The organism is Thermalbibacter longus, from assembly GCF_023806485.1.
Taxonomy (GTDB): domain Bacteria; phylum Chloroflexota; class Chloroflexia; order Thermomicrobiales; family Thermomicrobiaceae; genus Thermalbibacter; species Thermalbibacter longus.
In genome coordinates this window covers 32,606-55,059 of the sequence record NZ_JAMSLR010000012.1, presented here as the reverse complement: position 1 = coordinate 55,059, position 22,454 = coordinate 32,606, and the positions used below count along the sequence as shown (strand labels likewise).

General features: G+C 67.6%; 15 protein-coding genes. 5 read left to right on the top strand and 10 right to left on the bottom strand.

Annotated features, from left to right (window positions below):
* The first annotated feature begins 101 nt into the window (after positions 1-101).
* Positions 102-965: a pyrroline-5-carboxylate reductase gene (gene proC / locus NET02_RS13830; RefSeq protein WP_284058017.1), complete on the top strand. Its 864-nt coding sequence runs from the start codon at positions 102-104 to the stop codon at positions 963-965.
* Here the strand turns inward: proC and NET02_RS13825 are convergent.
* The 6 genes from NET02_RS13825 to NET02_RS13800 form a co-directional block, all read right to left on the bottom strand.
* Positions 962-2,713 (bottom strand): PQQ-dependent sugar dehydrogenase family protein, encoded by a 1,752-nt coding sequence (locus NET02_RS13825; protein ID WP_284058016.1) that lies wholly within the window; start codon positions 2,711-2,713, stop codon positions 962-964. The genes proC and NET02_RS13825 overlap by 4 nt on opposite strands.
* Before the next feature lie 215 nt (positions 2,714-2,928).
* Positions 2,929-4,338 (bottom strand): ABC transporter permease subunit, encoded by a 1,410-nt coding sequence (locus NET02_RS13820; protein WP_284058015.1) that lies wholly within the window; start codon positions 4,336-4,338, stop codon positions 2,929-2,931.
* Positions 4,335-5,342 carry an ABC transporter ATP-binding protein gene (locus tag NET02_RS13815; protein WP_284058014.1) on the bottom strand — a complete coding sequence of 336 codons (1,008 nt, stop codon included), beginning with the start codon at positions 5,340-5,342 and terminating at the stop codon, positions 4,335-4,337. Before NET02_RS13815 ends, NET02_RS13820 begins: the two co-directional genes overlap by 4 nt.
* Positions 5,343-5,433: 91 nt before the next feature.
* Positions 5,434-6,318, bottom strand: coding sequence for a hypothetical protein (locus tag NET02_RS13810; protein WP_284058013.1), 885 nt, complete (start codon positions 6,316-6,318; stop codon positions 5,434-5,436).
* A 66-nt stretch (positions 6,319-6,384) separates the two neighbouring features.
* Positions 6,385-9,552 (bottom strand): efflux RND transporter permease subunit, encoded by a 3,168-nt coding sequence (locus NET02_RS13805; protein WP_284058012.1) that lies wholly within the window; start codon positions 9,550-9,552, stop codon positions 6,385-6,387.
* 411 nt (positions 9,553-9,963) lie between these two features.
* Positions 9,964-10,761 carry a response regulator transcription factor gene (locus NET02_RS13800; RefSeq protein WP_284058011.1) on the bottom strand — a complete coding sequence of 266 codons (798 nt, stop codon included), beginning with the start codon at positions 10,759-10,761 and terminating at the stop codon, positions 9,964-9,966.
* Between the two features lie 276 nt (positions 10,762-11,037).
* On the opposite strand from NET02_RS13800, the gene NET02_RS13795 reads away from it, so the two are divergent.
* Together NET02_RS13795 and NET02_RS13790 are read left to right on the top strand one after the other, a co-directional pair.
* Entirely contained in the window at positions 11,038-11,709 is a 672-nt protein-coding gene (locus NET02_RS13795; protein WP_284058010.1) for a haloacid dehalogenase type II, read from the top strand.
* 14 nt (positions 11,710-11,723) lie between these two features.
* Entirely contained in the window at positions 11,724-12,686 is a 963-nt protein-coding gene (locus NET02_RS13790) for a PfkB family carbohydrate kinase (protein ID WP_284058009.1), read from the top strand.
* A gap of 85 nt (positions 12,687-12,771) precedes the next feature.
* Here the strand turns inward: NET02_RS13790 and NET02_RS13785 are convergent, their stop codons facing one another.
* Entirely contained in the window at positions 12,772-14,769 is a 1,998-nt protein-coding gene (locus tag NET02_RS13785) for a S8 family peptidase (RefSeq protein WP_284058008.1), read from the bottom strand.
* A gap of 331 nt (positions 14,770-15,100) precedes the next feature.
* Here NET02_RS13785 and NET02_RS13780 point away from each other — a divergent pair, with 331 nt between their 5' ends.
* A complete protein-coding gene (locus tag NET02_RS13780; protein ID WP_284058007.1) occupies positions 15,101-16,120 on the top strand; it encodes a ketopantoate reductase family protein in 1,020 nt (339 codons plus the stop codon).
* A gap of 56 nt (positions 16,121-16,176) precedes the next feature.
* Here the strand turns inward: NET02_RS13780 and NET02_RS13775 are convergent, their stop codons facing one another.
* Complete coding sequence (locus tag NET02_RS13775) at positions 16,177-17,691, bottom strand: amidase (RefSeq protein ID WP_284058006.1); 1,515 nt, start codon at positions 17,689-17,691, stop codon at positions 16,177-16,179.
* A gap of 519 nt (positions 17,692-18,210) precedes the next feature.
* Between NET02_RS13775 and NET02_RS13770 the strand changes: the two genes are divergently transcribed.
* Positions 18,211-19,467: an MFS transporter gene (locus NET02_RS13770; protein ID WP_284058005.1), complete on the top strand. Its 1,257-nt coding sequence runs from the start codon at positions 18,211-18,213 to the stop codon at positions 19,465-19,467.
* A 1-nt stretch (position 19,468) separates the two neighbouring features.
* Here NET02_RS13770 and NET02_RS13765 read toward each other — a convergent pair whose 3' ends face one another.
* On the bottom strand, positions 19,469-19,849 hold the full coding sequence (locus NET02_RS13765; RefSeq protein ID WP_284058004.1) for a VOC family protein: 381 nt from the start codon (positions 19,847-19,849) through the stop codon (positions 19,469-19,471).
* Positions 19,850-20,289: 440 nt separating this feature from the next.
* Positions 20,290-22,356: a hypothetical protein gene (locus NET02_RS13760; protein WP_284058003.1), complete on the bottom strand. Its 2,067-nt coding sequence runs from the start codon at positions 22,354-22,356 to the stop codon at positions 20,290-20,292.
* Positions 22,357-22,454 lie beyond the last annotated feature (98 nt).

Sequence of the window (22,454 nt, the reverse complement as noted above, 5' to 3'; positions counted from 1 at the left end):
CGCCTGAGCCCCAATACCCCGGCTGGACGCAGGCAGCCCCGGAGGCCGCCGCCTAAGCCCCGTTCATCTCTCAACGAGCGATCGTAAGGAGAGGTACTGCCGTGAGAAGCGATCGGCATGCCGTGCTGCGTGATAAGCGAATCGCCTTTATCGGCTGCGGCGTCATGGGCGAAGCGATGGCGTCGGCCCTGCTGCGGGCGGAGCTGGTCAGCGTCCACCAGCTCACCGGCGGCGAGCCGAATCCGAAGCGCCGGAGCGAGCTCCAGGCAAAGCTCGGCCTGAAGATGACGGCGGATAACCGCGAGGCGATTCAGGGAGCCGACCTGGTTGTGCTCGCGGTTAAGCCCCAGTCGCTCGACGCGGTCATTCGCGACCTAGCCGGCCAGCTTGCGCCAGGCCAGGTGGTGCTCTCGATCATCGCCGGGGCCACGATCGAGCGGCTGAGCCGCGGGCTGCAGCATGCGCTCATCGTGCGCTCGATGCCGAACACGCCAGCGCAGATCGGCTTCGGGGCGACGACCTGGTATCCCGCTCCGGCGGTAGACGAGGCAGGGCAGGGACTAGTCGAAGCCGTGCTCGAGTCGATGGGGCTAGCGATCCGAGTCGACAGCGAGGACGCGATCGACATGGCGACCGCGCTGAGCGGCACTGGCCCGGCCTACGTCTTCCTGATCATGGAAGCCCTGATCGATGCTGGCGTTCATCTCGGCTTCCCGCGCGCCATCGCCGAGCAGCTCGTGCAGCAGACCCTGCTCGGCTCGGTGCTCTACGCCCGGGAGTCGGGCCGGCACCCGGCCGAGCTGCGGAACATGGTCACCACGCCGGGTGGGACGTCGGCCGCGGCGCTGTACGAGATGGAGAAGGGCGGGCTGCGGACGGTCATCGCGCGCGCCGTCTGGGCGGCCTACCGGCGCGCGCGGGAGCTAGGAGAGGGCAAGACCAACGGTGGGCCGGCCGAGGGCTAGCGCGTGTCGATAGTTCGTGGCGTGATCTTGATCACCTGGCTCGCCGCCGCGTCGGCCACGTAGACCGTTCCATCCAGCCCCACGGCCAGCGCCGACGGGTCGATGAACCCGGTGGCAAACTCGGACACCTCGGGAGCGGCATCGCCAGTGGTGGGGAGTCCCTGGAACACCACACCCTGGTCACTGCCGCGGGCGGCGATGAAGATGGTCCCCGGGATCAACTCGGGCCAGAGCTGGCTGGAATAGACCAGCGCCGCGCTGGCAACGAACCCCTCAGGCAAGGTCAACACCGGCTCGTCCGCCAGCGCAGCGGTGCCGTCGCCCGTGCTCACGCGCACGAGCCGGGCCGGAGCCGCGTCCGCATGCTCCATGGCCAGGAGGAGGCGACCCCAGGCCATCAGCGGCCCTGGCTGCCGGAATTCGCCACCGACCGGGCTGACGGTCGGTGGAGTCACCTGGTAGACGCGTGGCTGCTGGGCCTCGGCGCTCAGCAAGAGGGCGCCACGCGGCACCCCAGCGACGAAGATGCGGCCCTGCTCGTCGATGACCGGCGCTCCAGCCGGACCCGGCAACGGGGAGATCTCGGCCGAGAGCCGGTCCGAACGCTCGGCGACGCCGTCGCCGTCGGCATCCATGAAGCGGATCAACCCCCGATCGTCGCTGGCGTAGACCCACCCATCGTAGACAGCCAAGCCGCGCGGGTTCACCAGGCCGCTCGCGAAGGTCGTGAAGCTGCTCGCGGCACCGCTCGCGTCCTCGCCGTTGACCTTCAACAGCGTACCAGCGGCCGTCAGGATCAGGAGCTGGCCGTCGGGCGACAGCGCAAGGCCGATCGGGCTTTCGATGCCCTCGGCGTAGATGCCGGCCTGGAGGCCGGGGGACACAACGATGTGCTGGACTGGACGCCCTGGACGAACGTCCGGCCACAACTGGGTGGCCTCTGCCCCGTAGCGCCAGCGGTAGTAGTGGCGCCCGGTGTTCGGTACCGTAAACTGCCGATCCGGCTCCAGTCCGGGCGTATAGACCAGGATCCGGCGCTGGAACACCTGGATCAACGATGGCGAGGCAGCCCCGTCGTGCCGGTAGAGGGCCCAGTACGGCTCGCTGATCGGATACCCCAGGACATCCATCCAGGAGACATCACCGAACGGCCGGCTGTTGAGGAGATCGACCGTCACCTGGGGAAGGTTGTGGCCGGTAGCAGACACATACTGGCCAATTCGGATCGGGACCGGCGGCGGCGCGTCCGAGACCTGGCCGTCGGCATCGATCCACTCGCTGATCGGCTCAGGGCTGCTGCTCCGGTCCGCCTCCGGCTGCTGCACGACGCGAGACAGGCCAGCATACGTGGGAACACCGGGATCAGGGTCACCGCCATCGATCGACATGACCGGCGGCGCCAGCGGGCGGGTCAGGGCATCGCCGAGCGCGACCTGACCCGTCGTCATCTCCCACGCCAGCAATCCCTGGGTGACGTCCTGGTTCCCCGCGCCGCCGCGACTCTGAAGCTCCATCCGCCCGCGGTCGAAGTACTGGACCAGCCGCCGGCCCCCGGGGGCGTTCGCGTAGGGCTCGACCCTCCAGGCGAGCGGAGTGCTACCCCAGGGGTCGATGCGCGCTCCCTTCTGGGCAGACCAGAGCTGTTCGAACGCGGGGCTGGCGAACGGGGCACTCGCTGCCTGCTGGACGGGGAGAAGACTGACCGTAACGAGAACCGCGACCAGCAGGAACAGGGACCATTTCCACACGGTATTCACCAAACGCGATCTCGGGGAGCGGCGCCGGCGGTCACCGCTCGCCCAGGAGGACGAGCCGCCCTCACCCGCACGAAGCGCGCTGCCTCTCATCTAGTACAACGGCCGCAACAGCTCCGGGTTGCTCACGATTGCACAATCTCCCGATCGTTCGACTCGTTCGCTTCTCTTCGGCCCCTAACGATCAGACGGCAACGCCGGCTGCCAGGCTACGCCTCTCCTTCCCCAGCAGCGATCGCTCGCCGCCGGCGCCAGCGAAGCAGCGCCGTGCTCGCCGTCAGCCCGAGCGGGATGCCGACCGCGAGCGGCAGAACCCCTCGGGGGTTGATCCGGGTAAACGGCGTTACAGTGAGGTGAATACCCGAACTCGCGACAGGCACGCTGGTGGACTCCGGACCGGCAGGCTGGGGGACGACAACCATGTACACCATATAGTCGCCCTTCAGGATCGCGTCGATGGTCCAGGTGTGCTCGATCGACGCGCCCGCCGCTAGCGGCTCGATGGACTGTGTCCGCTGTGGGGACCAGTCCTCAGGGTCGACCACCTCTCCCTGGAGATTGATGATGTTCATGGCTACGATCAGCGGCGGGGAAGTCTCCGAACCAGCATTCGTCACCAGCGTCGTGAACTCGACCTCGTCGCCGGTCCTGGCCGTTGCCCACTCGCGGTCGACAGCGATCTGCACGGGCGATTCGGAGCTGGTCGCTGCCGCGGTCGGGAGGGTCATCGCGAACGAGAGCGCAAGCGTGATTGGGAGCCAGGCGATCGCAGCGAAGCTGGCCGCCCGGCCCCAGTTCGCCCGCGTCCGCGCCCTGCCGGGCTCCAGGCGGAGACCCGGGCTGGCATACAGGAAGAGCAGACCGAGGGTGAGGACAGCGAACAGGATCGGCGCTAGCAACCAGGAGGCCATCTCCTCGACGCTCCGGTTGTTCACGATGACCTTGGCGAGAAACACATTGGAGGCCTCCAGCGGATTCCATTTCTGGAGCAGGTCTCCGAACGCTCCGGTCTGGGCCTGCCCGGGGAATTGGGTGGGGAGCAAGAAGACGAGATAGATGATCAGGCTCACCGCGATGCTGGTCCGGTTCGAACTCGACCAGAAGCTCACGAGCATGGCCAGGCCGGTGACGCCGACCACCAGGATGGTCCCCAGGATACCGCCCCATAGCAGCGCCCAGCTCACCACCTGGCTGTCCCGGCAGAGCACGGCGATCAGGGGGATAGCAATGACGAAGGCGGGCGGCCACGGGGAGAGGGCTGCGAGGAACTTGCCGATCACGATCTGGCGGCGACTCGTTGGCGTCAAAAGGAGCCCTTCCAGCGTGCCACGCTCCCGCTCACCGCTGATGCTGTCCGCGCCGATGATGAGGCTCATGAAAATGCCGAACGCGACGGTGAGCTTGAGCATCAGATAGGCGATCTCCTTGATGGGAATGAGCCGCAGCTCGTTGTTGGTCGCCATCAGGTACGCCGTGACACCCAGAAGGATGCTGAAGAGCGTCAGGAGGACCAGTGCCTTCCCCCCGAGCCAGAGATCGGCCAGCTCTCTCGCCAGGACCAGCCGCCAGGAACCTGCGCGATCGATCCTGCCACGGTGCGCAATCGCTGCCTCGCTCATCGGATCGCCTCCTCGGTAAGCTGGAGGAACACCTCCTGCAGTCGGCTGCCTTCGGCCTCGAACGTCAGGATGGGGATCTTCGCCTGGATAAGCGCCTCCAGGACAGCGTTGTTCGCGGTGTTGTCTTCGGGCGCACCGTCCAGAAGCTCGACCTGGATCCAGCCGGACCCCTGCCCCTTCGGCACGACCCGGATGACGTCCGGCAACGCTTCCAGTACCTGTTCAGCCTCTGCCACGGCCGAGAGCGGAACCTGAATGCGCACGCCGTTCCCGCGGGCCTGCCCGATGACCTCGGTTACCGAACCTCTGGCGACCACCTGGCCTACGCTCAAGATCACCACGTCGTCGCACACGCTCTCGATCTCCGAGAGGAGATGGCTGCAGAGGATAACCGCGGCACCACGCTCACGCGCGATCCGCCGGATCAGCGCCAGGAGCTCCTGCTGGCCTCGTGGATCCAGGCCGAGCGTCGGCTCGTCGAGAAAGACGACAGCAGGATCGTTCACGAGGGCGCGCGCGATCCCCAGCCGCTGTCGCATCCCGCGGCTGTAGCTGCCGATCAGCGACCTCGCCCGGTGCTGTAGTCCAACGACCTCCAGGAGCGCCCAGCCGATCTGCCTGGCCTCGCTGGACGTCCACCCGTAGTGCTGGCCGAAGTAGACCAGGTAGTCGATCCCTGTCATCTCCTTGGGGTACCCCTGGCTTTCCGGCAGAACCCCGATCCTGGCGCGGATCCGCTCGGGATAGCGAGAGCTGATCCCGGCGATGGCGAAGTGGCCCTCATCGGGCTCCAGGATCGTTGTCAGGATCCGGATCGAGGTCGTCTTTCCAGCCCCGTTCGGGCCGAGGAAACCCAGGATACGGCCGGGCGCCAGGGTGAACGACAGGTCGCGGAGTGCTGGCCTCCCGCCGTAGGACTTCTTCAGGTGCTCAGCCTCCAGGATCGGCTCCTGGGTGACCGGATCCGAAGCCCGTCTTGCGGCTGCGTCGTTCTCAGAGATCATGACGAACCCATCCCTTCATTGCCAGCTTTCGATCCGGGGTGACGCCGGCTTGCCATGCGGCCTCGATTGCCGCTCGGCGGGCGAGCGCGCGTTAATTACCGGTCTGGAGCACCTCGGCCGGTGGCGTGCTGGCGTACAAATACGCCCGCTCCTCGAGCTCGAGCGCCTTGTCCCGAGCTTCAGTCAGGGCGTCGCCCTCCAGTTTCACGACGTCGACCAGCTCCAGCTCCTCCTGGTTCGGGTCGTTGCCGCGCCAGCCGACCTGGACCAGGCCAACACCCCGTGCGTAGTACTTCAGTTGGAAAGCACCTGGCTCCTCCGCGTTGAACTCCTCGATCACGAGCACGTCATCGAAGCTGCCGTAAGCAACCGATACCTTCGCGCCGAGCTCGGAGACGCGTGCCCGGTCGGTCCAGTTGTAGGGAGGGGGTCCGTAACCCTGCGAGTAGTCGGGAGTGTTCGGGCGGGGATCACCCTGCACCATGATACCGGCGCGAGCACCCTCCGGAATCCCCTGGACGAAGACGCGCCCACCGACGAATTCCTTCTCGTCGTAGGTCTCGCGGTACTGGCCGAAGTGCCAGACGTTCCCGTCCCGGTCCTGCGCGAAGAAGGCCAGCTCGGCCTCCACCAGCCGGTCGTCCTGGTAATCCTGCTCCAGGATGACCAGCGTACGGACCCCGGCGATCTGCTTGGTCAGGTCGGTGACGGTAACGACCAGGCGATGCGCGATCGTCTCCTCGTTCTCGATGCTGGTACCCTCGTAGATGAACTGGGTACCCGGCGTCAGCGGCCACCACTGGTTATCGATCGTCGTCGAGCTCTCATCGAAGAGCGCCGGGTCGAAGTTCTCGAGTCGAGGAGGCTCGGAGGCCCCAGTCACAGGTTCGGTCGAGGTGGCCTCCGTCGAACCGGTGGTTGCGGATTCGGCTATCGAGCAGGAGCCGAGCAGCAGGGCGATCGCCAGCACGAGCATTGGTCGAAGGGCTCTTCTCGTTCGCCTTCCAGGACGCATGGCGATGGCTCTCCTTCCGTGGATCTCTCAATCCGCAGCGCCGGCTGTCGCCGGGCCAGAGTCTTCGACTCGCTTCCATCTCCGCGCGAAGTGCAGGTACAGCGAGGGGACGACGAACAGGTTGAGCAAGGTGGAAGTCACCAGCCCACCCAGAATCACCACCGCCATCGGGTACTCGATCTCATGGCCCGGGATGCTCCCGGCGACGATGAGCGGTACCAGGGCCAGTCCAGTCGTGGAGGCGGTCATCAGGATAGGCGAGAGCCGCTCCCTCGCCCCCCGCAGCACCAGCCCCGGCCCGAAGACCTCCCCCTCCTCCCGCTCCAAGTGCTGGTAGTGACTCAGCAGCATGATCCCGTTCCGCCCCGCTATCCCCAGCACCGTCAGAAACCCCACCAGCGACCCCAGCGAGATCGTCCGGTCCGAGACCAGCACCGCCAGCACGCCCCCCACCAGCGCCGAGGGCAGCGTCAGAAAGATCAGCGCCGCCAGCCGCCAGCTCCCGAAGGAGGCCTGCAAGAGCAGGAAGATCAGCACGACCGCGGCCAGGGCGAAGGTGAGCAGGGTGCGCTGGGCCGCCTGGCGCTCGGCGAACTCGCCCAGCACCGTCGCGTGGTACTCCAGCGGGAAGGAGACTTGCTCGAGCTGCTCGTGCACGTCGTGCACCACTGAGCCGAGATCGCGCCCGCGCACGTTGGCGGTTACATCGATGTACCGGCGTACGTTCTCGTGCTTGATCACGTTCGGGGTGGGCGCGAGACGGACATCCGCGATGTCGGCAAGGCGGACCTGGTCACCGGAAGGGGTGTCGATGAGGAGGTTTTCCAGGTCAGTCACGCTCGCGCGCTTCTCCGGCGCCGACCAGACCCACACGTCGTAGGTCTTGCCCTCCCAGAAGATATCGCCGACTTCTTCACCCGCCATGAAGGTTGCGGCGGCGCGGCGGACATCGCCCGGCTTGAGGCCGTGGCGCTGGGCAGCGGCGAGGTCGACCTGGACCTCGATCTGCGGGATTTCGACCTGATGCTCAACGTGCTCCTCGACGATCCCCTCGACCGTCGCGATCCGCTGCTCGATCTCGTGTGCCTTCTCGCGCAGGACCTCGAGATCCTGCCCGTAGATGCGCACGACGACAGCCTCGCCCGATCCGGTCAGCACCTCCCGTATCCGCTCTTTCAGATAGGTCTGGACATCGCGGTAGAGACCGGGATAGCCGTCGACGACCTCCTGGATGGCAGCGCGCGTCTTGTCGTAGTCGACGTTGGGGTCGACACTGATCCAGTTCTCCCCGAAGTCGATACCGACCACCTCGTCGCCTTGCAACGCCTGGCCGATGTGCGCTCCGAAGTTGCGCACGCCGGGGATGGCGCGCAGCTCCCGGCTGGCGCGTGTGGTGATGCGCACCATCTCCGGCTGGGAAGTGCCGGGCTTGGTCAGCCAGTGCATCAGGAAGTCGCGCTCCTTGAATTCCGGCAGCAGGGATTGCCCGAGATGCGAGGCGGAGTACAGGCCGACCGCGGCGATGATGGCCACGGTGACGTAGGCCCAGAGGGGGCGGCGGATGATCCGCTCCAGCACCCACCCATACCCCCGCTGCAGCCACCGCACCACCGGCGGCTCCCGCTTCTCCAACGGCGCCCCACGCAGCAGCAGCAGCGCCAGCGCCGGCGTCACCGTCATCGCCACCAGCATCGACGCCAGCACCGCCAGCGCATACGACAACGCCAGCGGCTTGAAAAACGCCCCCGTCAGCCCTCCAAGGAAGAAGACCGGGATCACCGCCGCGGCGTCGATCAGCGTGGCGTAGATGATGGCGCTGCGGACCTCGAGGGAGGCATCGAGGATGATGGCCTGGGTCGATTGCGTCGCCCCCGCCCGCCGCCGCTCCCGCAGCCGCCGCACGATGTTCTCAATGTCGATGATCGCATCGTCCACCACCACCCCAATCGCGATGATGAACCCCGCCAGCACCATCGTGTTCACCGTCGCCCCACGCACCGCCAGCACCAGCCCCGCCGCCACCAGCGATAGCGGAATCGCCACGATCGAGATCAGCGCCGAGCGCCACTCGAACAGGAAGAACGCCAGAATCAGCGCCACCAGCAGCAGGCTCAGCAGCAGCGAGCGGTTCAGGTTGTCCAGCGAGAGCTCGATGTAGGAGGCCGGACGAAAGATGGTGGGGTCGATCTCGATGCCCGGCAGCCCCGGCTGCAGCTCGGCCAGCGCCTGCTCCACCCCCCGCGTTACCTCCAGCGTGTTGGCCTCTGGCAACTTCTCGATCATCAGGATCAAGCCGGCGGGGCCCTCCTCGGCAACCGCGTCGCCGATCAGCAATTGGTGGTCCTCGACGACCTGGGCTATGTCACCCAGGCGCAATGGCTGGCCGTCAGCCGCCGGGATCTGCCCCTGCTCGCCCTCTAGGATTACCTGAGCGAGGTCCTCGGCCGTCCTGATGGGCGAGCGATGGTAGATCCCGAGTCGCTGCTGGGGCGTATCGATAAACCCGCCGGATCCGGGCGTCGACGCCTCGACGAACGTCAGCGGCGAGACCCACAGCGCATTCCCGGTCGTCTCGATGACCTGCTGGAGCGTGACGCCGTGCTCGTGCAGGGTCTCGGGATCGACGCGTACCTGGAGCTGGCGTTCTCGCTGGCCCCAGATCGAGACGTTAGCGACACCGGGCACGGCCAGCAGGCGGGGCCGGATCGTCCAGCGGGCGAGCACGGACATCTCGATCGGTGACAGCTCCTGCGAGCTCAGGCGCACCATCAAGACCCGGTTCGTTGACGAAAGCGGCTGGAGCATCTCTGGTGGACGGTCAGCGGCGTTCGGCAACCCAAACGCCGCAGTCAGGCGCTCCTGCACTAGCTGGCGCGCGTGCATCGGGTCGGTGCCGGGCTCGAAGACGAGGACGATCCGCGATAAGCCGGGGAGCGATTCGGAGTAGTAGGTGTCGAGCCACGGCATTCCCGGGAGCAAGTCCTTCTCGATCGGGGTAGTGATGATCTCTTCCACCTCCGCCGCGGAGAGGCCGAGGGCTTCCGTTCGAACCTCTACGGTCGGCGGCTTGAACTCGGGCAGGACATCGAGGGCAACGCCCTGCATCTGGCGCACGCCGAGAAAGACCAGCAACGCGGCGACAACGAGGACTAGGAGCCGATAGCTGAGGCTCGTTGACACGATCGACCGTATCATGGGCGGATTCCCTCCCTGCTCGGTTGATGCCCGGTCACGACTGCGTGGCCGCACTTGCCAGCCAGCACGGATGTCGTGTTGCCAGGCGGTGACTCTCGGGGAAGCTCGAGGGGTCTCCTTTCGCTCTATCAGGGATGCCTTTCCACAGGGCCGTCATCGCAGAATGGCTGTAGAGCCATCGATTGACCACTTCTCCAGGCGTTGAAGACAGTGTGATCGAAACGGTGGAGCGAAGTCATGAAGAGACTTCATGAAGTTTCGTCATTTCTCACCCTTTACCTGATCAGTGAAGGTTGAGGAGAACCTGCCAGGCATGGTTTATCGACGACAACCTGAGCCGCCCTGCATGGGGCGGCTCAGGACTCCACTGGGCCAGGCGTTGGAAGGCGCCAGGGGGACGGTCGCGAGGCGCTAGTGGCTCTCCTGGACTGCCAATCCAGGCTGGCGGATCTCGCCTCGTCGACGCCGGGCCAGCGGAGCGGTAGAGGGCGAAGAGGGACGGGTAGCTCCCATCGCAGCGGGAGTGAAGCAATAGCCCCGGCCGTGCGCCGTCGCGATGTAATGAGAGCGACACCGGCCTAACTCGAGCTTCGCGCGCAGGTTGTGGACGTGCCGGTCGACCACGTTGCTCTCAGCAACGTAATCGGCACCCCAGATAGTGTCGAGGATCTCGTCGCGGGTAAGCACCCGCCCTGCGTTGGAGGCGAGCAGGTAGAGCAAGCTCTGCTCCAGCGCGGTCAGCCGAAGTTCAACCCCATTCACCCGTACCCGCCGGTCAAAGGTATCGATCTCGAGGTCGCCGATCCGGAGTATCGGAGTGAGGGTGGCTGCCTCCCGGTAGGTCCGCCGCACGATTACCAGTGCGCGGGCAAGGAACTCTTCGGGAGAGAAGGGGACCGAGATGACATCATCCGCTCCCTGCTCCAGGGCCGCCAGCTTGAGGGACGGATCATCCCGCCAGGTGACAGCCATGGCCGGGGGAATATTGACACTCTGAAGCGAGTAGCCGAGACGAGCCAGGGCTTTGCCCCCAGCCAGGCTCGTATCGACGATGACCAGATGAGGCCGCCAATCCCAGCAGAGGGTTAGGGCCTCCTCCAGCAAAGGCGTGGTTCGCACCAGGAAGGCGCCAGGATCGAGGGCGCGTTTGACAGAATCAACCATGGAAGATTGGGTCGTAACCAGCAGCGCGCGGATCGGAAGCTGCATCGATCGCTCCTGGCCTGTTATGAAGAGTAAACCTGGTGCGTAATCTACTCAGCTACCGGATGCACGACCAGACTCCCTGGCGATCATTTCGTGTTCAACTGCTGGCCATCGTTTAGCCAGGTGATGCCCATTGCCGACAAGCGATACGGCGAGTGCGCGGCTGGCAGTTGGCCACGAACCGGCGATTCGCGATACTGGCATCGATGCGTGAAGCAGTGGGAATCGAGCGTCGCGAACGCGAGAGGACAACAGCTCGTGCCAGGAGAGGATGGAAGAATGAGGCGGGCGCTCGACTTCGACGCCGTCGTCTTCGATCTCTACGGCACGCTGGCCGATATCGGCGCACTGGCCCAGCGCTGCCGGCAGGTCGCCGGAGATGCCCCATTGCTCGATCGCTGGCGGGCCAAGCAGCTCGAGCACGCGTTCCTGCGCACCATCCTGGAGGACTACGTCGATTTCTGGCAGGTGACGGTCGAGGCGCTCGACGCCGCCTGCGCCGAGATGGGGATCGTTCCGACTGCCGGAGAGCGTGACGCCCTGCTTCAGGGCTGGCTCGAGCTTACCCCGTTCCCGGAGGTGCCCGGGGCGCTGGAGCAACTGGCAGGCCGGTGGGCACTCGCAGTGCTCTCGAACGGGAGCCCGGCAATGCTCGAGACCGGCCTCAGCCACGCCGGCCTGCGGAGATACTTCCAGGCGATTCTGAGCGCGGACGCGGTCCGGCGCTACAAGCCGGACCCTGCGGTCTACGCGCTGGCACCGGCCGCGCTGGTCGTCCCCCCGGAACGCATCCTCTTCTGCTCGGCGAACGGGTTCGACGTGGCGGGGGCAGCCAGCTTCGGGCTCAGCGTCTGCTGGGTTAACCGTTCTGGGCGCCCGATCGACGCGCTCGGCCGGCAGCCGGTACTCGAGGTCTCCTCGATGGAGGAACTGGCCACTATTGGCGCGTGAACGGAGACATACCGGTGCAGTGGGATGTGCTGAGCTTCGGAGAGACGATGATCCGGCTCTCGGTACCGGTTGGGGAGCGGCTGGAGATGACCAGCAGCCTCGAGGTCCGGATCGGCGGGGCAGAGTCGAACGTGGCGGTGGCGCTGGCACGGCTGGGTCGTCGCGCCGCGTGGTGCTCGGTACTGCCGCAGAACCCGCTCGGGCGGCGGATCGCCGGCGAGCTGCGCTGGCACGGAGTGGACATCTCACCGGTCCACTGGGTCGAGCGCGGGCGCGTTGGCATCTATTTCCTCGACACCGGCGCGGCACCCCGCCCGACGCAGGTCCTCTACGATCGGGCCGGATCGGCGATCGCGACAGCCGACCCGGACTCGATCGACCTCTCGATGGTAGCCCGGGCACGCCTGCTGCACCTCACCGGCATCACTCCGGCTTTGAGCCCCGCCTGCCGCGAGATCGCGCGACGGCTGGTCGAGCGGGCCGGGCAGCTCGGCGTGCCGCTGTGTTTCGACGTGAACTACCGCAGCCTGCTCTGGACGCCGGCCGAGGCGGCCGAGGCGCTGGCGCCCTTCTGCCGCGCCGCGAGTGTGCTCATCTGCGGGCGTGGCGACGCGTCGACCATCTGGGGCCTCGATGGCTCTCCGGACCAGGTGCTGGCGGGTCTGGTCGAGCTGTTCCACGCGCCGGTGACGGTCCTGACGCTGGGCGATGAGGGCGCGCTCGCCCAGACGGGCGATGGGCAGCGCTTCCAGGCCCCACCGGTGCAGGCCACAGTAGTAGATCGGGTCGGTGCCGGGGATGCCTTCGCCGCCGGGTTTCTGCACGGCTACCTGGACGACGGAGATGTAGCCCGCGCGCTCCGGTACGGGGTCGCGCTCGCGGCGCTGAAGCTGACGCTGCACGGCGACCTGGCGCTGGTAACCCTCGCCGAGCTGGAGGCCATCGTCGCGGGCATCCCGCGCGCGATCGTCCGCTGAGCGGGGACAATGGCGCAGTGGCGCGCCGGTCACCCGAAACCTGTCGCGGGGAGATCGCGAGCGACGTCGCTCCCTTGACAGGATGCTAGCTGAGCCGCAACGTCACGGCCATAGGGTCTTCAGGTGACGGCTCGTACGGCGGCTCGCCGTAGCGCCAGCGATAGTAGTGCTGGCCCACGTTGCCCATCTCGACCTGCCAGCCTTCCGGGTTATCCGGCGTATAGGTGAGACAGCGCCGCTCGAAGCACTGCACCAGCACGTCCCGCACCACTCCAGCCACGGTCGCCCTGGTCCAGTAGGCCTCGGTGATCGGGAAGCCGGTGGCGTAGAAGGCCGGGTCGAAGAGCGCACCGGTCAAGTACTCCCCGCCCTGATAGAGTACCCCCTGGCTGTTGAGGTACTCCCAGAAGACACTGGCCACGCGATGGTTCGTCTCCGGGATCAGCGGGCCGGCGAGCACGCCATAGCCGGCGAGGCGCTCGTCGGCGCCGACCTGACCACCCCGATCGATCGTCTGGTCGATCACGGCCTCCGCTTCCAGCGGCGGTACCACGAGCAGGCGAGCAAACGAGGCATAGGTGGGGCCGAGCGTATCGTTCGGGTCGCCGGCAACCGGAATCTGGGCCGGGGACGCCGGCAGGAAGGTCGTATCCCCAACCTGGACCTGTCCGGTGATCAGCTCGCGCACGAGCAGCCCGTTGGTCACATACCAGGGCGTGTCCTGCGGCGCCTCCGGTTCGGTTACCTCCATGCGCGCCTTATCGTAGTAGGCGACCAGCCTGGTCCCCTGGGGTGACTCGTTGTACGGCTCGGTCCGGACCGCAAAGGCGTAGGGGCCCCAGAGCCAGGTGCGCTGGACGACCCCTTCACTGACCGGCCGGTCGGCAACCTGCCATGTCCGCGCCAGGCTGGGCAGCAGTGCCTGTCGAACCGCCGCCCCGGCATCGAGCAGCCCAGCACCAGTGCCAGGCTGCCCTGCCGGCTGCAGCGGCTGTGCCGTCCTCGTGAGCAGGCTCCGGGTCTGCTCGACAGTCAGCTCCGGCTGGACCGAGCGCATCAGCGCGACGGTTCCGGAGACGATCGGCGCTGAGAACGAGGTGCCGGAGACGGTTCCCCAGCCGGGACCCGCGTCGCTCCAGGTGGTGGTGAGGTTGTTCACCGCCGGGGCGACGAGGTCCACCCGGGTGATCCGCGAGGAGAACTCTGCCAGGGCAGTGCCGTCAGCGACCGCGCCGCCGACCGAGATCGTCCTGGCGTAGCTGGCCGGGAAGGTGACGGCATCCGGCTTGTTCCCAGCGGCAGCCACGACGACGACCCGCTGCTCGTAGGCGTAGTCGATGGCCCGCTCCAGCGTGGCACTCGGCGTGTCTGCTCCCAGGCTCAGGTTGATCACGTCGGCGCCCTGCTCGATGGCGGCGTAGATCGCCTCGGCGATGGTGGCCGATGAGGCGCCGCTGGCATCGCCCACCTTGAGCGGCAGGAGCTTCACCGACCCGGCCGCGCCCGCGATCCCCTGAGCATCGTCCGCGTGCGCCGCGATGATCCCGGCCACCGCCGTCCCATGGCCGACCTCATCGTCAGGATCCGGGTCGCGACGCAGGTAGTCGTACCCCGGCAGGACTTTGCCGGCCAGGTCAGGGTGATCGGCATAGATCCCGGAGTCGATGACCGCCACCACCAGGTCGTCGCGGCCGGTCGTCAGATCCCAGGCCTCGGGGAGGCGAGTGGTGGCTGCCCAGCTCTGCTGGGCGAACAGCTCGTCGTTCGGCTCGTACTGGAAGAAATAGCGAACCTCGGGCTCCAGGTAGCGGATCCCAGCGCGCGCGAGCAGCCGGGCCACCCGATCGGCCGCCTGCCGCGCGTCATGGAACTCGATCACGAGCTGGTCACCGCCCGGGGCGATGGAGCGTGCCTGGAGGCCAGCCAGCGCCTGCTGCAGCCCTGGATCGCCCAACGTCCCGGGCTCGACCCAGACGATCCAGCCGGTCGCCATTGTCCCCGTGCCAGTGCCCGGGTCGCCGGCGCTCGCTCGAGGAGCGGGCAGCAGCGAGCCGAAGAGCAGGAGCGCGAGGAGCAGCGTCATCCGAGAACACCATCGCACCGTCAGCGTCCCCACAGTCACCTCCGCAGGGGCGGGTTCGGATCCCGCCTGTACCCGGTTCGCGGCCAGCAGGATACCACCCGCTCCGGCCCGCTGCCGGGCATGCGGCCACAACCCGGCCGCCCTCATCGCCATGTTCGAGCCGGGAGCGGGGCATCGCCGGGCTGCGTCACCCCGGCCGGTGGGATAGTATGCCCTCACCGGCCCTGGCGAGGCACCCCCCGAGCGGGACGAGAGCCGGAGACCGACAGCATCAGCCAGTGAGGCAGCCCAGAGATGGCCGGAGACCGGGCGACGCGAAGGGAGCACAGAGATGGCACGCATCGCCGTCATCGGTGCCGGGGCGATCGGTGGGACAGTCGGCGCCTTCCTGACCCAGGCCGGCTACGACGTCCTGCTGGTCGACGTGGTGCCCGAGCACGTTCGGATCATGACCAGCGAGGGCCTGCGGATCACCGGTATCCGCGGCGATCGGTGCTACCCGGTACGGGCGGCCCTGCCGGAGGAGGTGCGCGGCCCGCTGGAGATCGTCCTGCTCTGCGTCAAGGGGCACTTCACCGAAGCGGCCATGGAGCAGTACGCCCCGCTGCTGGTGCCTGATGGATATATCGTGTCGCTGCAGAACGGTCTCAACGAGGAGATCATCGCCCGCTTCGTCGGCCCCGAGCGGACTGTGGGCGCGTTCGTCCATTTCGGGGCCGACTATCTGGAGCCAGGGCTGATCCGGCTGGCGACCGAGCGGCCGATCGTGCTGGGCGAGCTGGACGGCACGATCACGCCGCGGCTGCACGAGTTGCGCTCGATGCTGAGCCACGCGATGCCGACCGAGCTGACCACCAACATCTGGGGCTACCTCTGGGGCAAGCTCGTATATGGAGCAGTCGCCTTCGTGGTCTCGACCGTGGATGCGCCGGTGGCCGAGGTGCTGGGTGACCCACGCGCCAGGCTGGCTGCCCGGCTGGCCGGTGCCGAGGTCGTCCGAGTTGCGCAGGCGCGCGGGATCCGGCTGGAGCAGATCGGAGCGTTCGACCCGACAGCCTTCGCGGAGAGTCCGGGCTGGGAGGCACGGGCCGAGGCAGTCCTCGACCGGCTCGCCGAGGAGATGCGCGATTCGCTCAAGCCGCACATGGGGATCTGGATGGACCTCCGGGTCAAGCGACGCAAGACGGAGGTCGATATGCAGTGCGGTGTCGTCGTCGCTCACGGGGAGCAGCTGGGTGTCCCAACGCCGGTGAACGCGGCGACGGTACGGGTGATCCACGAGATCGAGGCGGGCCGGCGAGCGATGGAGTGGTCGAACCTGGACGACCTGGTCGCGGCCGCGCCCGCTTAGCCCGCCCCGATTCAGCCTGCACGATCTCCACGAGCTCGACCGCCAGCCGGCGGCGATCACGGCTCGCCAGGGAGCGGCGGCGCGCTGGCCGGCGGCCGGCGAGCGGCGCTGGCCTGCTCGTACGCGTAGGCCAGCCGCAGCAAAGTCGGCTCGTCGTAGAGCTTCCCCACCAGCTCGATCCCGACCGGTATCCCCTCCGCGGTGAAGCCCGCCGGCACGGAGATAGCCGGCAGGCCGGCCTGGGAGGCGATGAGCGTGTTGGTGGGGAAAGTGAGGGTCGTCCAGCGCCCGGCGTAGAGGTCGCTGCGCAGCGGCGGCAGCACCTGCACGTCTGGGTAGAGCAGGGCATCCAGCCGGTGTGCGCCCATGACGTTCAGGATCGTCCGCTGGAATCGCTCCCGAGCCGCCAGCCGCTTGTAGTAGTCGGGCTCTTCCTCCGGGTCGGCTGGCCCGCGGGCGATGTCGGCGAAGAGGTCGAGGAGCGGGTGGAACCGGTTGGTGCTGTACAGCTCCTCGATCGTGCGCGCCGGGGCCCCCGGCCGGTCAGCCAGGAATGCGTTGATGTCGTGGCGCGACTGCGCCAGGTAGAGCGAGGTCGTCACGATGAAGTCCAGCAGGTCGGGGATCTCCACCGGGTCGACCAGCTCGGCGCCAGCTTCGCTCAGCGTCGTGAGCGCGCGGTTGACCACCTCGTTGACCTTCCGCGAATCGGCGTCGCTGTCCGAGCCGAAGGCCTGCCGCACGACGCCGATGCGCGCGCCGCGTAGCCCGTCCTCGATCAGGGAGCTCATATAGGTCTCGGGGATGTGCGCGCAGAGTGCCGCGACGGTGTAGGGGTCTGCCGGGTCGTAGCCCACCAGCACGTCCAGCACGATCGCGGTGTCGCGCACGGTGCGGGTCATCGGGCCAGCCGTGTCCTGGAAGACGACCAGCGGTGAAAGGCCAGCCCGGCTGATCAGGCCAGTCGAGACCCGCAGGCCGACGAGGTTGTTGAAGGAGGCAGGCACGCGGATCGAGCCGCCGGTGTCCTCGCCGATGCCGACTGCGCCGAGGTTGGCGGCGACGCCGGCCCCGGTGCCGCTGCTCGAGCCACCGGGGTCGCGATCCAGCGCGTAGGGGTTCTTGGTCTCGCCGCCGGCCGAGGAGAAGGCGAACCAGGAGGTGGCGAAGTCGGGCAGGCTGGTCTTGGCGAGGATAATCGCACCCGCCGCACGCAGCTTCTTGACGATGGTCGAGTCATCCGCCGGCAGGTACTCCTTGAAGGCGATCGAGCCGAACGTCGTCGGGATGTCCTTCGTCTCGGCCTGATCCTTGAGCAGGACGGGGATGCCATGGAGCGGGCCAGAGAGCTCGCCGGTCTGCTGGAAAGCGCGATCCAGCGCGTCGGCCTCGTCCAGCGCGCGCGGGTTCACTGTGATGATCGCGTTGATCTCCGGCCCCTTCTTATCGTAGGCGTCGATCCGCGCGAGGTAGCGCTCGACCAGCTCGCGGCAGGTGAGCTCGCGCGAGCGCAGGGCAGCGCGGATCCGTTCGATCGTTGCTTCCTCGAGGTGGAACGGCTGGGCGGACATGGCAGCCTCCTTCGGTGGCGTGGCAAGGTCGGGGATACCGGCAGCGCTCGACCAGATCAGGGATTCTCTCGTCCAGCTCCTAGGTCAGCGCCGGCGCGAGCACTCACCGGGATAGCAGCAGTCTGGCAGCCACCAGACGTGGTGTCAACGCCACGAGGCGAGAGGCTGCCGGAGGGTATGGTGACATAATTTGTAGTCGAACCTTCGTCTCGATGCCGGGGCACGGGACATGCGCGCTGGACTGGCCTGGCGCTCGAGCACCGGGCTCCAGCCCCCAAGCCCCCTCAAGGAGGTCATCCTCTCGCGCATAGAGCCGGCTTTGGCGCGACAGTACCGGGAGGGCGCTACGGCAAGCGAGAGGACAGGAGCGCTAGCCCCTCGGGTGACTGAACGGTTGCGAGGCGGGCGCGCGCGGCGTAGACTGGCTCGCGGGTCTCCGACTGCGGGGGAACGACGGTCCGATCGGCGCGCTCGACGGGACAACGGGATCGGACCCGGGCGGGGGAGACATGGCCATTCGTGAATGAGGCTCCGAGTTCCTGGCGAAGAACGCTCTACGCGCTGTGGGTCGCCCAGACGCTGACGATCATCGGGTTTAGCCTTCGAACCCCCTTCCTTCCTTTCTATGTCGCCGAACTCGGCGCGACGACGTTCGAGCAGCAGGCGCTCTGGGCCGGTGCCATCAATGCCGGCGGAGCAGCGATCATGGCGATCACGGCCCCGATCTGGGGCACGCTCGCCGATCGCTATGGGCGCAAGCTCATGGTTCTCCGTGCCATGTTCGCCGGGTCGCTGACGATCTCGCTGATGGCGCTGGCCACCAGCCCCTGGCAACTCCTGGCACTCCGCTTCGTGGAGGGAGCGTTCACCGGCACGGTCGCCGCCTCGACGACCCTCGCCGCCAGCACCGTGCCGAAGGAGCGGCTCGGGTACGGGTTGGGGCTGATGCAGATGGCCGTCTTCTCCGGCTCGGCCGTCGGCCCGCTACTCGGCGGCGTGCTGGCCGATACCCTCGGCTACCGCGCCACCTTCCTGCTAGCCGGCTCGATGCTCTTTCTCGGTGGCTGGATCGTGCTTCTGCTGGTCAAGGAGGAGTTCGAGCGGCCGGCTACAGGGCCCAGTAGCCGGGACGCGGGACTCTCCACACTGCATCTGCTCTGGCAGCCGGCGCTGCTGGCGGTGATCATCGGCCTGCTGGCCCTGCGGAGCGCGAGCGGCGCGCTCCAGCCGATCATCCCGCTGATGGTCGAGCAGCTCGCCCGGGGATCTGGCGGGGTCAACTCGCTGGCCGGCCTCTCGATCGGCATCGCCGGGCTCACCAGCGCGGTGGCGGCCGTCGTCATCGGCCGGGCCGGCGACCGGTTCGGCGTTCGCGGGCTGCTGATCGCCACCAGCCTGCTCGCCGGGTTGACCTACCTGCCGCTGGCCGTGGCGCAGTCGGTTCCGCACCTAGTCCTGCTGCAGGCCGCCTTCGGTGTCGCCTCCGGAGGGATGCTGCCGACCGCCAACGCGCTGATCGCCCATCTGACGCCGCCGGAGCGGCGAGGTGCTGTCTATGGTTTCACCACTACCGCGACTGCCATAGGTGGCTTCGTCGGTCCATTAGGCGGCACCGCGCTGGCGGCAGCCTTCAGCATCCGTGTGGCCTTCGTCGTGCTGGGAGGAACGCTGCTGGCTGCCGCCATCTGGCTCTGGCAGACGCTTCCAGCCGGCGAGCCGAGAGCGGAGAGCGAACGCCGGCCAGCGCCGTCCGAGCGGACGCGCGCCGGAGACTAGCTCACTCACCGCGCTGGCCGAGGCCGTAGGTGTTCCCGTCGGGATCGCGGAACATCGCCCACCAGCCCCAGAATTCCTGGCGCGGCGGGTCCGGGAACTCAACTCCCCTTGCCACCAGCTCCTGGTAGGCCCACTGGATGTCGTCGCACTCGAAGAGCACGTTGGAGAATGTGCCGATCCGATCTCGCTGGTCCTCCGGCGTATACAGCACCAGGATCACGCGCCGATCGGGCGGCGCGACCTCGATCCAGCGAGGAGCATCCGGCCCGCTTCCCATCGGGGTGTCCTGGAGCAAGTCGAAACCCATCACCTGCGTCCAGAACTCCTTGGCCCGATCCTGGTCGCCCATGTAGATGCCGACACTTCTGACACCGAGGCTCATGACGGCTTCCTCTCTTCAGGCCTGAACGTTGCGCGGCAGGCCTCGCAGCGAGCCGGCACGTCGCTACCCAACGCTCCTGGCAGGTCGGCGCTCTCTCAGATCCGCCTCGTCTCCCTCCTTCCCAGCACTGGCGAGCTGCCCCGCCAGATATACGATCATCCGTTCTAGAGCAGCCGAGTGTTCCGCTATGGACAATGGGCACGGCGCACAAAGCGAGCGTGTGCCTTCATCGCCACGCCTCCCCAGTGGTTACCAGGGCCTCCCACTCCAGGGACCGGTGCCCGGAGATTGGTCCCCGGCCATCGTAGCTGGCTCATGCCATCCTCCGCGCCTGCCCTCACACCCCGACCTCGACGGTGGGGAGCACCGGGCACGGGCCGCTGCCGAGCGGGAACGCTGGCATTGTTCGTGCGGCCGACCAGGCGCGGCGCGCGAGTCAGCTAGCCCGGTGAAGCGGGTGACTCGTCCTGCTCAGGCGAGCGATCGACGCCCGCGCGGCGGAACCACTCCTGGAGGACGACCGCTCGGATAGCGACCGGCCGGCCGAGCAGTTCCGAGAGCGCCACTTCGACGGCAGGCCGGAGGCGTCCCTCTAGCCGTCGGCAGGCTGCCTGGCTCGGCGCGCCGACGAGGAAGTCGCCGCTCTCCGACACACCCAGGAGCACGGCGGGCCGGATCCAGCTCTCGAAGCTCGCGGCCGAAAGCCGCGCCTGCAGCAACTCCTGGGCCATCGCCCAGAGCTGGTGGTTGGTGAGCCCGCCCGGCAGGTGGACAGGCGGCACGGTGGGCATATCAGGGAGGGCGGCCGTGGCCGGCGGCGGGTGTAGAGGAGCAGTCTCTTGCGATGCAGGGGTCACGAACTGGATCGGGATACCGAGGGCGGCGGTCAGCGCGGTAGCCAGCCGCTGGACGACCTCCGGCGGGAGCGAGGCGAACTCCGGCCCGCTCGCTGGCGATCCCGGGTCGATCGCCCCCTGCGCCTCGAGGGACGAGCCACTTATCGGGCGTTGCATCGCGCGACGAGCATCGATCTGCTGGCCACGACGGAGCCGCGATCCACGGGGCGGCACGGAAGTCGAATCCAGCATCCGCACCAGGGACGGCCCATCGCTCGTGTTCACCTCGCGTCCGTCTGCCGGCGAGCCCGGCCGAACCGGATCATCCCCTTGCTCGGGGAAGACCCCAATCGGCCCGGACGAGCCGGGAACGCCCTCCGCGACCCAGCGGGCCAGGATCTCGCGGATCCGCTTCGGCGCGACGAAGCTCGACCCGCTGCTGACCGCCTCGCGGATGGCTGCCACCAGCCAGTCCGAGGGCTCGGCGCCTCGCGACCGAACCGCCTCGCTGAACTCCCGTTCGAGCTCACCGAGGAGCTGGCGCTCGAGCGGTGTCGCCGGGCGGCCGTTGGCGGCCTCGTAGCAGGTGACCACCTCGGGCGAAGGCTCGGGCAGTGGGCCGGACGCGAGCTCGGCTGGGGGCAGCAATCGGCTAACGGTGGCCGGAGCGGGTGGCACAGCCTCGCGAGGATCGCCCTCGTGATCGATACGCTCAGTCGTGGTAGTAGTGACTTGCTCTTGGTTATACGTCGTGTTGGACTGTGCAACGCTGCTCCTCCGATCTTCGTTGCGCCCATCAACACTGCCTTCCTCGAGAGCGGCCGAACCACTGTTGCTCCGGGCAACACCCGCCGGCGGACCGTTGTTGCTCGGTGCAACAGCGGGCTGTGAACCATGGTTGCTCCCACCAACAGAGCTGAGAGGTGCCTCGCTCTCTGCTGGCCGGTCATGACTATCAGTCACTGCCTCAGGTGACTGGAGCTGGCGGCGCCGGGCGTGGCCGGCGCGGGTACGAGCGGAGGCGCGAGCCTCCTCGTCGGCGGCGCGCGCAGCCAGCCGCTGCCAGGTGGGGTGCTGCCGCACGAGCGGCAGGATCTGGTGCCAGACGTTGTCGCGGTCGATCGGCGCGAAGCGAGTGGAGAAGATGTGGCGGATGTAGCGGTAGACCGCCTGGTCGCGGGCGGCCAGCTCGACGACGCGGAGGACGGCCTCGGGCGTGAGCGCGAAGCCGTCCGGTCGATCCTTCACCCGGTAGAAGTTGTGGGGCACTTTCCAGCGGCGGCCGGCCTCGTCGGCGCGGGTGACCATCTCCTTGCGGATCTCGATCAGGTCGAGGGCGACCAGGATCTTGTTGATGGTGATCAGTTCAGCGCGCTCCTCTCCGTAGAAGGTGGCCTCAGCCTGTTGGCTGGGGAAGGCATAGCCGTGGTAGGGCGAATCGTCGCGGCGGTCAGTCCAGACGGTGTAGGAGTTGAGGAGCCCGACCCCCTTCAGGCCGATCAGCGGCGCGAACTGGGTGATGATGGTGTTCCAGTGCCAGAACCAGCCGCGGCGGCGGGCATCCTCGCCCGACCGCTCCGGCTGGGCGTCCTGAGCCCGCGCGCGACCGGAGCTAGCGCGGGGCCGCGGTGGCGCCGGCGCGCCGCTGGGTTGGTCCTCCGTTCTGGCCACCCGCTCTCCCTCGCCTGGGCATGGGCCTCCGCTCGCATCGCCGCCAGCCACAGTCTAACATGCTCCCACGTGGTATCTCAAGTACTTTGGTATTCTCT